Here is a 12,416-nt window from a genome sequence, read left to right as displayed (position 1 = left end):
TTAAATTGTGTAATTTTGCTAAATTAAGATTACCAGTTTTCATGATTGGTCAATCTTGATCTGACCACCTATCTGCGTCAGAAAATCAAAATTATCTTTCCCGTCTTTGATCAAATTCTGCTTTGGTCCGATACAGGCTACCCAGTCACGCATGCTCTTATTACAGGCACAAAAGGTAACGAAAACAGAGTTGCGGATTACTTGTTGTGATAGTGATTGTAAATGTAATCCCGATCTGAAAAGACTCTCAGCCATTCAGGCTTGAATACCGACAGGATGGCCAGGGCCATGCCGTTAAGTAGCCCCTCCGGAAAAGCGATCAATGGGGCCAGCATCAGGTAATTATCGACGATGGTCGCCCAGTCGTAGCGAGTGAATGTGTATTGATACAGCGAGTTGAACAGCAGGTGCAGCAGCGCGGTAAGACCGCCATTGAAGAAGCCGGCCACGAAAATAAATACAAAAATATTACGTGGCAGATAATGATAACTGAGAGCAAAAACTGCGTAGCTGATTAAAATTGGCAGCAGCGCAGAAATCATCAGCGTATGCAGGGCGTCAGCAGCACTGAGGCTGCCAACTGTCATCAGGGCGCCAATCACAGGGATGGTTAGGAAATAAGCACAGCGCCAGCCGTACATCATGGTTAATGTTGTCAGGGCGAGAAAATGAATGTGCAGGTCTTGCTTGACGCTGGCGCGCGCTGACCAGAGCAGAAACAGGGCGAAGATGACAAAAAAGGTCAGATGCTGAAATGATTTATCAGCGCTAAACTTGGGCCAGAAATTGGTCCGCACATCGCGCAAGGCAATGACAACAAAGGTCAGGGCGATGATCAGAGAGAAGACAGTTTCAGGCGCCACGTAAACTCCAAAACAATACCAGCATCAGGCTGGTATTGTTTACGATTCGCGGCGCAGATTAAATCAGTATTTTACGTTTGAGTGATACTGCTCAAGAACTGCTACGATGTTATCCATGGTTTCTTTGCTCGGCGGATTAACGCCTTCAAGCGGATACTCTTCGCCCATCGCTTCCCATTTGTGTGCCCCCAGTTTGTGATAAGGCAGCAGTTCAATTTTCTCTATATTGTCCATATCTTGGATAAACTGGCCAAGCAGGTGGGCTGACTCTTCGTCATCGGTATACCCCGGTACCACGACATAACGCAGCCACGTGGTTTTACCCAGTTTATGCAGATAACGGGCAAAATCCAGGGTACGTTTGTTGGAGACTCCCACCAGATTCTGATGAATTTCATCCTGCATCTGTTTGATGTCCAGCATCACCAGATCGGTTGCTTCAAGTACTTCATCAATAACAGGCGTGTATTTACGAATATAACCGTTGGTATCGAGGCAAGTGTGCATGCCCTCAGCCTGAGCTGCGCGGAAAAAGTCACGCACAAATTCAGGTTGTAGCATAGATTCGCCACCGGAACAGGTGACGCCACCGCCGGATGCGCGCATAAAGTGGCGGTAGGATTTGGCTTCTGTGATGATTTCATCGACCGTCACTTCCTTGCCGACATGGGTATCCCAGGTATCGCGGTTATGACAATATTTGCAACGGAATAAGCAACCCTGCAGAAAAATAATGAATCGGATTCCCGGACCATCAACGGTACCGCAAGACTCAAAAGAATGGATACGACCAGTAGTAGACATAAGCTGCTCTCGTTTGCTGACTGTTTTCGTTATTTTATTACAAAAAGGGGGGTGAAAATAGCTTTACCTTACCTTAAGTGAGGTTAAATTTGCGTGCGACATCTCGCCACTGAGGGTGCATTCTCAGTATTGAACTTTTTATGAATCAGTAGGTTGTTACTTTCACTGCGTTAAACAAATCTCCGGGCGCTGCTGTTGTTGGTATCGAATACAGAGCGCAGGCGGTGATGCCTGTTGATAAGAAAAAATCCCCGCTCCAGGAGCGGGGATTGCGCATTAACAGAGTGTGTTAATCAGCTCAGCGATTACAGTGAGTCAGTGAAAGTACGAGCGATAACGTCTTGTTGCTGCTCAGTAGTCAGAGAGTTAAAGCGCACTGCGTAACCGGATACACGGATAGTCAGCTGCGGATATTTCTCTGGATGTTTCACTGCATCAAGCAGCGTTTCACGGTTCAGTACGTTCACGTTCAGGTGCTGACCACCTTCGATACCCGCTTCGTGGTGGAAGTAACCATCCATTAGACCCGCCAGGTTCGCTTTCTGCGCTTCAGTATCTTTACCCAGTGCATTTGGTACGATAGAGAAGGTGTACGAGATACCATCTTTCGCATCTGCAAACGGCAGTTTACCGACTGAAGTCAGAGAGGCGACGGCGCCTTTCTCATCACGGCCGTGCATTGGGTTAGCACCCGGTGCAAATGGCGCGCCTGCTTTACGACCGTCAGGTGTCGTACCTGTTTTCTTACCGTATACCACGTTTGAAGTGATAGTCAGGATAGACTGAGTCGGAATCGCATTGCGGTAAGTTTTCAGTGCACGAATCTTGTTCATGAACATGGTGACCAGCTGGCAAGCGATATCATCAACACGAGGGTCGTTGTTACCAAATTTAGGGTAATCGCCTTCGATTTGGAAGTCGATCGCTACGCCGTCTTCGTCACGTACTGGTTTCACTTTCGCGTACTTGATAGCAGACAGAGAGTCAGCCGCAACAGACAGACCAGCAATACCGCATGCCATAGTACGTTTCACGTCCAGATCATGCAGAGCCATCAGAGACGCTTCATAGCTGTATTTGTCATGCATGAAGTGAATCGCGTTCAGTGCAGTAACGTACTGTTTTGCCAGCCAGTCCATGAAGTGGTCCATGCGTTGCATCAGGTCATCGTAGTCCAGAACTTCGGCGCTGATTTTTTCCATCTTAGGGCCGACCTGGATTTTCAGTTTCTCATCCACACCACCGTTGATGGTGTACAGCATGGTTTTTGCCAGGTTGGCACGAGCACCGAAGAACTGCATCTGTTTGCCGACCACCATTGGTGATACACAACATGCAATGGCGTAGTCGTCAGATTCCATGTCCGGACGCATCAGGTCATCGTTCTCATACTGGATAGATGAGGTGTCGATAGACACTTTCGCACAGAACTTCTTGAAGCCTTCAGGCAGGCTTTCAGACCAAAGCACAGTGATGTTTGGCTCTGGAGAAGGACCCATGGTGTACAGGCTGTTCAGGAAGCGGAAGTTAGTACGAGTGACCAGTGTACGGCCGTCAAGGCCCATACCGCCCATAGATTCCGTTGCCCAGATTGGGTCGCCAGAGAACAGTTCATCGTACTCAGGAGTGCGCAGGAAACGTACCATACGCAGTTTCATCACGAAGTGGTCGATCATTTCCTGAGCTTGTTCTTCAGTCAGTTTACCCGCTTCGATATCACGCTGAATGTACACATCCAGGAAGGTTGAAGTACGACCCAGAGACATGGCCGCGCCGTTTTGCGATTTCACTGCAGCCAGGTAGCCGAAGTAAGTCCACTGAATCGCTTCTTGTGCGGTTTCAGCCGGACGAGAAATATCGTAGCCGTATTTTGCTGCCATCTCTTTGATTTGGCCAAGCGCACGGTGCTGTTCAGCCACTTCTTCACGCAGTTGCATGGTCAGTTGCAGATCTTCGCCATTTTCGAATTTCGCTTGCAGAGAGCTGAACTGAGCAAATTTGTCTTTCATCAGGAAGTCGATACCGTACAGAGCGATACGACGGTAGTCACCGATGATACGGCCACGTCCGTAGGCATCTGGCAGACCGGTCAGAACGCCGGACTTACGACATTTGATGATGTCAGGTGTGTAGATATCAAATACACCCTGGTTGTGAGTTTTACGGTACTCGGAGTAGATTTTTGAGACTTGAGGATCCAGCTCACGGCCGTACACTTTACAAGAACCCTCAACCATGCGGATACCGCCGTTAGGGATGATGGCACGTTTCAGTGGTTTTTCAGTCTGAAGACCAACAATCGTTTCCAGATCTTTATTGATGTAGCCTGCATCGTGAGCAGTGATGGTAGAGATAACTGAAGTATCAAAATCAACAGGAGCGTGGGTGGAGTTTTCCTGTTTGATGCCTTCCATTACCTGTGCCCAAAGCTTGTTGGTTGCTTCAGTACCTTCAGAAACAAGGAAAGATTCGTCGCCTTCGTACGGTGTGTAGTTCTTCTGAATGAAATCACGAACGTTTACTTCGTTTTGCCAGTCACCTGCTGCAAAACCTTCCCAAGCTTTAGCAAATTGCTCTGCCATGACATACCTACCTTTTTAGTAGCAAAAAAATATACGTACTGTTTCGCCGTTGAGCCAGCTATCTCTCTGACAGGAGAGAAGCAGTACACTCTTAATAACAATATCTGTATTCAAATTTAATTCGGTATCCTAGTTCACTTCACGAAAAAGATACTCACCTGTTTGAATATAGATATTGGTATTTGTTTCCCTTGATTGACAATTTAAGCTAAAAAAAATCCGCAAACCTTAAACTAAATCAATAAAAGTTAAAAAATTAAAATAAAGTTTGGGTAGTGACTGGCACTACCCAAGAATGTTGCTGAATTCACTGCGGTCAGCCACTTTAAAGTCACAGGCCGAAGCGCTATCAATGCGGTTGATTCATGTTGCCTATCAGTGCAGCCATGCTTGCAAGCCGTACTGGCTCTCTAGCATGCCCACAGCAAGCATAGCCACTAAACAGATAATTAACACACCACCCGGAATGACCACTTTATCAACAAAGGAAAGCTTAGCGGCGCGCTCTTTGTCACCAATCAAACCGTTGTTATCCAGCAGCATCGTCAGTGCCCAGGCAAGAACCGGGTTAACCACGGCTGAGCCGAAAATACAGATACCAGCTGCTTGTGACGATTTAGTGTCTTTAATCATTTGCATGCCTGCTTCCAGCAGGGGCAGGAACACGCCAACCAGCAGGGCACAGCGCATGACCGGTGGCCAGACGGCAACGTCCATCGGGAAGCCAAGAATAGCGATGGTCATGACCAGCAGACCGAGAATAATGGCGCCACCGGGAATCGGACGTTTAGCGATAGCCGCAGGAATCATATAGGTGCCCCATGACGAAGTGATGTTACCGCCACCCAGTGCAGTGCCCACCATTTGACGAACGGAACACATGGTCATGGTGTCATCGACGTCCATCAGCACTTTTTCAGTCTTACGCGGATAGTTGAGCTCCTGGAAGATTCGGTGACCCAGAAAGTCCGGTGACCACATTGCAACGGCGAGGATGGCAAACGGCAGCGAAGCGATGAAGTGTTGCAGATTTGGCAGACCCAGCATCCAGCCTTCTGTCGTTGATCCCCACCAGTAGACCGGGTTCAGGTTTGGCAGACCCATCTGGGTTTCAAAACGCAAATCAAACCCCGCGCCAAATACCATGGCGATCAGCAGCCCGCTCATTGCACAGACCGGGATAGCCAGCCAGCGCAGACTTAACTTGGCCAGAATCGCGTAGATAACGATGTTGATGCCCAGTACGACTAAGCCGACATAGCCCATGCTTCCCGCCACGACATCTGCAGACTGCAGGTTGGTGGCCCAGGTTTGAATCGAAGTAATCTGACTCATGGTACCGGTAAAACCAAGGAAGATGAGCAGACCACCGGCAGTGCCTTCAGAGGTCAGGTTGACCAGCTTGGAGCCACCCTTAAAGTAGCTCAGCAGTAAACCGAATACGCCAAGCAGGATAGCCAATGCAAGAGGGTGGGCACCGGCCAGTGCAATAGAGCCGATAAGAGGGATCATTGGTCCGTGGTTGCCTGCCAGGTTGGCTTTGGGGTTAATAAAGCCAGAGGCCAGCACACAGAAAAACAGTGCTGGCAGCAGCATTTCTACCCGGGAGACTTCGATGGCGAACTCTTTACCGAGGTTAATATGGTCCCAGGCCTGAGTCAGACCATCGGCCCAGGACATCATCACCGCAGAATACATCGCGATAATACCGATAGTACCAGCCAGAGCGGGGACCAGGTCTTCCAGTTCAAAACGAAAATCACGTCCGGGCAAATTGAGACCGAAACGGCGCGGTTTCATGATCTGCAGTTCGTGATCAAGATAATCGGAACGGCTTGCAAACTCAGATGCAGGACGATGGAGCTCACTGTAGCTCTGTGTGTCGATGTCTGAGCGCTCTAGGTTGGCTACGTCTGACATAGATTCCTCATATTTAAAAGTAAGTAATTTTTGATTTAATTTTGAAAAACACGTCGTTGTCACAGGGGGAAACCTTGACCGCACGGGCTGAGAGCCGGTGTGGAGACAGTTAACCCTATAAAGTGGATGGTATTATTAATACTTTTATTAGTGGCGAGTTTAACGTGCTTAAATCGGAGGCTGATTGATCTTGATCAGGTAAAGAACCGAAATGAAAGAAAGCTACATATTGGGAGAGAAATCAGCCACATAACGTTCAGTCATCAGGAAAATATATTTCAGTGTGTAATGTTTACTACCATTTCCAAAGTGGAACACAGACATTTAGCAAAACGTGAAATGTGTTAATGATAAATTTAGTACCAGTTCGTGTTTTTACGAAAATGTTAATGAATCTGAGTGGAATATTGTGCTTGTACAATGTGTTTATATGCGTATTTTGAAGATGAATTGGCTAAAATATGAATTTATACTCAGATAAAACAACTAAATATCATTGTTTTGCAGGTTAATAATTTGTTGCATGTTAAGGGTGACAATGCTAGTTTGTATCGAAAATTAAGAGCGAAAGCTCGACAGATATAAAATTCAGGGAGTTAGAGCGCATGACAGATGTACCAGCGCTGGATATAAAAGACCTGCACAAAACTTTTGGCCAGAATGAAGTACTGAAGGGCATTTCTCTTCAGGCTCACAAGGGTGACGTAATTTCGATTATCGGATCATCCGGCTCGGGTAAAAGTACCTTTCTAAGATGCATTAACTTGCTCGAAACCCCGACAGCAGGGGATATTTGGGTTAAGGGCGAACAAATTCAGATGAAGAAAGACCGTCAGGGTCACTCTTCACCAGCCAATGAAAAACAGGTGCAGCGTATCCGTTCACGCCTGGCGATGGTTTTTCAGGGCTTCAATCTGTGGTCACACATGACGGTACTGGAGAACGTGATTGAAGCTCCGGTGCACGTTCTTGGTGTACCTAAAGCACAAGCTATTGAAAATGCCGAACTATTGCTGAAAAAAGTAGGTTTATACGAACGGCGTGATTATTATCCGGGTCACCTGTCCGGTGGTCAGCAGCAACGTGCCGCGATTGCGCGGGCTTTAGCTGTCGATCCGGAAGTGATGCTGTTTGATGAACCGACATCAGCTCTCGATCCCGAGTTGGTTGGTGAGGTTTTAGGCGTAATGCGGGACTTGGCCGAAGAAGGCCGCACCATGCTGGTGGTGACGCATGAAATGGCGTTTGCCCGCGATGTGTCTAACCACGTGATGTTCTTGCATCAGGGACGGGTTGAAGAGCAGGGTGATCCGGCTAAATTATTTAAGAATCCGGATTCACAGCGTCTGAAGCAGTTTATTTCCTCGATTTACTGAGTTTATTGCCTTCGTACCGACGATAAAGCAGAGGAGTCATGTGGTCTGCACAGGATGTAAGACGGCAGCGACGGACAGTTCACCTATACTAATTTTTTTAATTAAAAATTTTATAAACAAAACAATACGATCACAGGAGTATGGAAATGAAAAAGTGGTTACTAGTGGCAGCATTAGCCGCGACAGCTGCAACAGGTGTTGCACAGGCTAAAGAATGGACAACCGTACGTTTCGGTATTGAAGGCGCGTACCCGCCGTTCAGCTGGACTGAAGCAGATGGTTCACTGCAGGGTTTTGATGTGGATATGGCCAATGCACTGTGCGCAGAAATGCAGGTGCAATGTAAGATCGTCCCTCAGGACTGGGACGGTATTATTCCGTCACTGCTGGCGCGTAAGTACGATGCGATTATTGCGGCGATGTCTATCACTGACGAACGTCGTAAGAAGGTCGACTTTACTCATAAGTACGCGTTGATTCCAAATAAATTTATCGCTAAGAAAGGCGCTAACCTGGATTTTTCTGCTGATGGTCTGAAAGGTGTGAAAATTGGTGTGCAGCGTGCGACTACTCACGACAAATACCTGACAGATAACTACGGTGACTCGGTAGAAATTGTTCGTTACGGTTCATTTGATGAAGCTTACCTTGACTTGGCAAACGGTCGTATTGCCGCTGTACTGGGCGATGCTTCAGCGCTGGAAGATGGCGTGCTGAACAAAGAAGGTGGCGAAAACTACGAATTCGTTGGCCCTTCTTTGACTGATCCAAAATGGTTTGGTGAAGGTTTCGGTATCGCGACTCGCAAACAAGATAAAGATCTGACGGACAAACTGAACGCAGCAATCGACGCGCTGCGTAGCAAAGGTGAATACCAGAAGATCGCGGCGAAGTACTTTAAGTACGACGTTTACGGTGAATAATTAGCCCGCTTGTCTCCAGTGGTAATGCTGGGCTGCCGGCCATAAGGCCGCGCTGAAAGACAAAAGGCATTCCTGGTTGCTGGCTCCTAGTTCGTAGCAGTACCCGGCAACCAGGTGTTTAGGGTCAGGTGATCCTGTGTGACTAACATGACTCTTTCGAGAGAACAGCGAATCCATTGAGTTAACCGGATTGACCCTAGGACTAGGAAACATTTTTTTATGCTGGATTTACAGGGATATGAAGCCTCTATTCTAAAAGGGGCGGTTCTGACCATCGAAGTGGCGTTGTTATCACTGCTGCTTGCGATGGTACTTGGTATGTTGGGTGCACTTGCCAAAATGTCACCTTATCGTTCGGCGCGCGCAGTCGCGACCGTTTACACCACTATTATTCGCGGCATCCCGGATCTGGTGCTGATGATGTTGATTTTCTTTGGCGGACAGATCCTGCTTAACAACAGCTTGTATGCCATCAATGAGTGGCTGAATAACTGGTTCACTTCCAGTGATCCGAATCACGAGTGGGTTTCTTATCTGCCGGATTACATTGATGTCAGTCCGTTTATCGCCGGTGTACTGACGATCGGATTTATCTTCGGTGCCTACATGGCTGAGACATTTCGTGGTGCGATCATGGCGGTCGACAAAGGCGAAATGGAAGCCGCTAAAGCGTATGGCATGAGCTCAGTGCTGGCGTTCCGCCGTATTCTGCTGCCGCAGATGGTACGTCACGCCTTACCGGGTTTCGGTAACAACTGGCTGGTACTGCTGAAAACCACCGCTCTGGTTTCAATCATCGGTCTGGAAGACATGGTGCGGGTCAGCTCGCTCGCTGCCGGTTCAACGAAAATGCCGTTCACTTTTTACATGGCGGTGTCGATCATCTTTTTGGTCTTTACCAGCATTTCTACCGGTTTACTGAAACTGGTTGAACGCAAATTCAGTATTCATATGAGGTAGATATGGACTTTTCATTAATCATTGATAGTTTACCTATCTACTTCAGCGGCCTGTGGACTACGGTATGGCTGGTTGGTCTGTCGTTAATTATCGGTCTGAGCATTGCTATTCCGTTAGCGATTGCACGCAACAGCCGCAATTATCTGTTTAACGCTCCGGCATGGGCTTACATCTACTTTTTCCGCGGTACCCCGCTGCTGGTGCAGCTGTACCTGATTTATTACGGTATGGACCAGTTTTTCCCGGTGAAAGATACTTTGTGGGAAAACGCCTGGTTCTGCGCGCTGGTGTCATTTGTGTTTAACACCTCTGCTTATACAGCAGAAATCATCCGCGGCGCCATCAATGGCCTGCCAAAAGGTGAAGTGGAAGCCGCTAAAGCGTACGGTATGGGGACCTGGAAGATTTATCGCCGCATTATCTTACCAAGTGCATTACGCCGCGCACTGCCGGCCTACAGCAATGAAGTGATCTTTATGGTTCACGGTAGTGCGGTCGCGGGTATCGTAACCATTATGGATTTAACCGGCGCCGCTCGTCTGGTTAACTCGCGCTACTATGCACCTTTTGAGTCTTTCCTGACGGCAGGTCTGTTCTACATGTGCCTGACCTTTATCATCATCTGGTGTTTCAAACAAGCCGAAAAACGTTTTCTGGCTTATTTGCGCCCACTGAGTTAATGCCTATCGGTTAGTGAACAGAAAGAGACAGAAAAAAATAGCCCTGCATCTGCAGGGCTATTTGTATTTGTGCTCACGTGAGGGTTGAACCCAGATTAAGCGCTGAAGGTCGACCAGATCGGCGCGTGATCGGATGGCTTATCGATACCACGCAGCTCATAATCAATTCCGGATTCGCTACATTTCGCTGCCAAGGCCGGTGTCGCCAGAATCACGTCAATCCGTAGTCCGCGGTTATCATCGAAGCCGCGAGAGCGGTAATCAAACCACGAAAACTGGTCGTCGACTGAAGGGTGCAACTTCCGGAATGTGTCCTCAAAGCCCCAGTTCAGCAATGTATGCAACCACTCGCGCTCTTCCGGCTGGAACGAGCACTTACCGGTTTTCAGCCAGCGCTTACGGTTCGGTTCGCCAATACCGATATCAAGATCGATAGGGCTGATGTTGATATCACCCATCACGATTAACTGGTCATCAGGGGTATGGTAATCATGCAGGTAGGTCATGAGGTCGCGGTAGAACTGACGCTTGTACGGAAACTTAGTTTCGTGATGAATGCTGTCGCCTTGCGGGAAGTAACCGTTGAGCACGGTCACTTTTTCACCTTGCTCATTGAGGAAGGTGGCCATAATCATGCGCTTCTGGTGTTCTTCACTGTCGGTCGGGAAACCTTTGCGCACTTCAATCGGCTCTTGCTTACATAGCATGGCCACTCCGTAATGTGCTTTCTGGCCGTGGAAGTAAACTTTGTAGCCCATCGCTTCGACATCCGCTAACGGGAATGCCTCATCGTGTACTTTAATTTCCTGCAGGCCGATCACGTCCGGCTGGTGTTTGTCGATCACCGCCTGCAGTTGATGCAAGCGTGCTCGCAAGCCGTTGATGTTAAAGCTTATCACTTTCATATAAACTGGAACCCCTTGAATGCTGTGGTGGTTTTCTATTAGCCGGAATAGTAACACTTTTCGCTGTTGTTTACAGACAATCGCCGCATTGCGGATGAAGAGAAATGAACGGCTTTTGCATGCATCACTGAATCCGCTGGCATTCGAAAACTGCGGTATTTATTGCTACAGTGCTATCCATTGCTACAGTGATGCCCATTGCATTCTTGGTCCTGAATAGGCGTAATTACAATTGAAGGAAGGTTTCATGAAAGCGTTAACGTTGACTCAACCCGGTGGTCTTGAACAGATAGTTGTCAGTGAAGTTGCCGATCCTGGTCAGCCTGGTCCGGGCGAGATCCGGGTCGCGATCAAAGCAAGTTCACTGAATTTCCATGATCTGCTGGTTGCAAATGGCACAGTACCGACAGAAGCGGATCGTATCCTGATGTCGGATGGCGCAGGTATTGTTGAAGCTATCGGTGATGGTGTGATGGAATTTGCTGTGGGTGACAGTGTGGTGTCGACCTTCTTTCCCAACTGGGTGGCGGGTAAAGCATTTGCGGGTGTTGGTCACTTTGGGCATACGCCGGGTGATGGTGTGGACGGAATGGCGGCTGAGTTTGTTGTGCGACCGGTTAACGCATTCACCAAAGCGCCGCAAGGCTGGAGTCATGCTGAATCAGCCACGATTACGACGGCTGCACTGACAGCATGGCGTGCGTTGGTGGTTGATGGCCAGCTGAAAGCGGGGGCCACTGTGTTAACCCTGGGCACCGGCGGAGTTTCGATCGCAGCGATTCAGATAGCTAAAGCAATGGGTGCCCGGGTAATTGCGACGTCGTCTTCGGATGAAAAACTGGCCAAGGTAAAAGCGCTTGGCGCCGATGACGTGATCAACTATCGCACCCACCCTGAGTGGGCACAAGAGGTCATGCGCCTGACCGGCGGAATCGGTGTGGATCATGTGGTGGAAGTGGGTGGTCCCGGCACCCTTGCTCAGTCAATCAATGCAATCAGAGTCGGCGGTCATATCGCCCTGATTGGTGTGCTGACCGGCGTGCAGGGTGATTTACCGACCGCGACCCTGATGGCTAAACAGGGCCGTTTGCAGGGGTTGATCGTTGCCAGTCGCCAGGATCAGCAGGAGTTTATCACTGCGCTTGAGCAAAATGGTTTGCGCCCGGTTATCGACAAAACGTTCCGGTTTGAGCAACTGGCCGAAGCTTTTGCTTATCAGGCCAGCGGGCAACACTTTGGAAAGGTGTGTGTGGAATGGTAAGTCTGTTGACGGACGTTCTGCCCATAGTGAGCTGAATTACTGACAGTGCGAAAAGCGAGGGTGGCGTAGAGGCTACTCTCGCTTTTTCTTTTTTGACCGCAGGAAGGCGGGTTGTGCTCGTGCCTAAGAACTCTCTGGCTAT

The 12,416-nt window shown here is 48.6% G+C and carries 10 protein-coding genes; 5 read left to right on the top strand and 5 right to left on the bottom strand.

Annotated features, from left to right (window positions below; translation table 11 throughout):
* Window positions 1-197: 197 nt before the first annotated feature.
* The 4 genes from E6C74_RS08170 to E6C74_RS08155 all read right to left on the bottom strand — a co-directional run bounded on the left by E6C74_RS08170 (window position 198) and on the right by E6C74_RS08155 (window position 6,169).
* Window positions 198-839, bottom strand: coding sequence for a hypothetical protein (locus E6C74_RS08170; protein WP_240798156.1), 642 nt, complete (start codon window positions 837-839; stop codon window positions 198-200).
* 87 nt (window positions 840-926) lie between these two features.
* Window positions 927-1,667, bottom strand: coding sequence for a pyruvate formate lyase 1-activating protein (gene pflA, locus E6C74_RS08165; RefSeq protein ID WP_136484209.1), 741 nt, complete (start codon window positions 1,665-1,667; stop codon window positions 927-929).
* Between the two features lie 305 nt (window positions 1,668-1,972).
* A complete protein-coding gene (gene pflB / locus E6C74_RS08160; RefSeq protein WP_136484208.1) occupies window positions 1,973-4,249 on the bottom strand; it encodes a formate C-acetyltransferase in 2,277 nt (758 codons plus the stop codon).
* A gap of 375 nt (window positions 4,250-4,624) precedes the next feature.
* A complete protein-coding gene (locus tag E6C74_RS08155; RefSeq protein WP_136484207.1) occupies window positions 4,625-6,169 on the bottom strand; it encodes a DUF3360 family protein in 1,545 nt (514 codons plus the stop codon).
* Between the two features lie 605 nt (window positions 6,170-6,774).
* On the opposite strand from E6C74_RS08155, the gene E6C74_RS08150 reads away from it, so the two are divergent.
* From E6C74_RS08150 to E6C74_RS08135, 4 genes are all read left to right on the top strand, one after another.
* Window positions 6,775-7,545 carry an ABC transporter ATP-binding protein gene (locus E6C74_RS08150; RefSeq protein ID WP_136484206.1) on the top strand — a complete coding sequence of 257 codons (771 nt, stop codon included), beginning with the start codon at window positions 6,775-6,777 and terminating at the stop codon, window positions 7,543-7,545.
* Window positions 7,546-7,691: 146 nt separating this feature from the next.
* Window positions 7,692-8,468, top strand: a complete 777-nt coding sequence (locus E6C74_RS08145; RefSeq protein WP_168796987.1) for an ABC transporter substrate-binding protein — start codon at window positions 7,692-7,694, stop codon at window positions 8,466-8,468.
* Window positions 8,469-8,687: 219 nt separating this feature from the next.
* A complete protein-coding gene (locus tag E6C74_RS08140) occupies window positions 8,688-9,428 on the top strand; it encodes an ABC transporter permease (RefSeq protein WP_136484204.1) in 741 nt (246 codons plus the stop codon).
* Window positions 9,429-9,430: 2 nt separating this feature from the next.
* Entirely contained in the window at window positions 9,431-10,108 is a 678-nt protein-coding gene (locus tag E6C74_RS08135; RefSeq protein WP_136484203.1) for an ABC transporter permease, read from the top strand.
* Between the two features lie 95 nt (window positions 10,109-10,203).
* Here the strand turns inward: E6C74_RS08135 and xthA are convergent, their stop codons facing one another.
* Window positions 10,204-11,013, bottom strand: a complete 810-nt coding sequence (xthA, locus tag E6C74_RS08130) for an exodeoxyribonuclease III (RefSeq protein ID WP_136484202.1) — start codon at window positions 11,011-11,013, stop codon at window positions 10,204-10,206.
* A 247-nt stretch (window positions 11,014-11,260) separates the two neighbouring features.
* On the opposite strand from xthA, the gene E6C74_RS08125 reads away from it, so the two are divergent.
* On the top strand, window positions 11,261-12,274 hold the full coding sequence (locus E6C74_RS08125) for an NAD(P)-dependent alcohol dehydrogenase (RefSeq protein WP_136484201.1): 1,014 nt from the start codon (window positions 11,261-11,263) through the stop codon (window positions 12,272-12,274).
* Window positions 12,275-12,416: the final 142 nt, after the last annotated feature.

This window comes from Vibrio sp. H11 (assembly GCF_004804295.1).
In the GTDB taxonomy this organism is placed as follows: Bacteria; Pseudomonadota; Gammaproteobacteria; order Enterobacterales; family Vibrionaceae; genus Vibrio; species Vibrio ostreae.
The sequence above is the reverse complement of the archived record's forward strand: the minus strand, read 5'-3'. Positions and strand labels throughout refer to the sequence as shown.

What these genes read in the sequence shown, in the direction of transcription:
- pflA (WP_136484209.1), bottom strand. Translation starts at nt 1,667, where the DNA reads ATGTCTACTACTGGTCGTATCCATTCTTTTGAGTCTTGCGGTACCGTT.
- xthA (WP_136484202.1), bottom strand. Translation starts at nt 11,013, where the DNA reads ATGAAAGTGATAAGCTTTAACATCAACGGCTTGCGAGCACGCTTGCAT.
- E6C74_RS08145 (WP_168796987.1), top strand. Translation starts at nt 7,692, where the DNA reads ATGAAAAAGTGGTTACTAGTGGCAGCATTAGCCGCGACAGCTGCAACA.
- E6C74_RS08155 (WP_136484207.1), bottom strand. Translation starts at nt 6,169, where the DNA reads ATGTCAGACGTAGCCAACCTAGAGCGCTCAGACATCGACACACAGAGC.
- E6C74_RS08135 (WP_136484203.1), top strand. Translation starts at nt 9,431, where the DNA reads ATGGACTTTTCATTAATCATTGATAGTTTACCTATCTACTTCAGCGGC.
- E6C74_RS08125 (WP_136484201.1), top strand. Translation starts at nt 11,261, where the DNA reads ATGAAAGCGTTAACGTTGACTCAACCCGGTGGTCTTGAACAGATAGTT.
- E6C74_RS08140 (WP_136484204.1), top strand. Translation starts at nt 8,688, where the DNA reads ATGCTGGATTTACAGGGATATGAAGCCTCTATTCTAAAAGGGGCGGTT.
- pflB (WP_136484208.1), bottom strand. Translation starts at nt 4,249, where the DNA reads ATGGCAGAGCAATTTGCTAAAGCTTGGGAAGGTTTTGCAGCAGGTGAC.
- E6C74_RS08150 (WP_136484206.1), top strand. Translation starts at nt 6,775, where the DNA reads ATGACAGATGTACCAGCGCTGGATATAAAAGACCTGCACAAAACTTTT.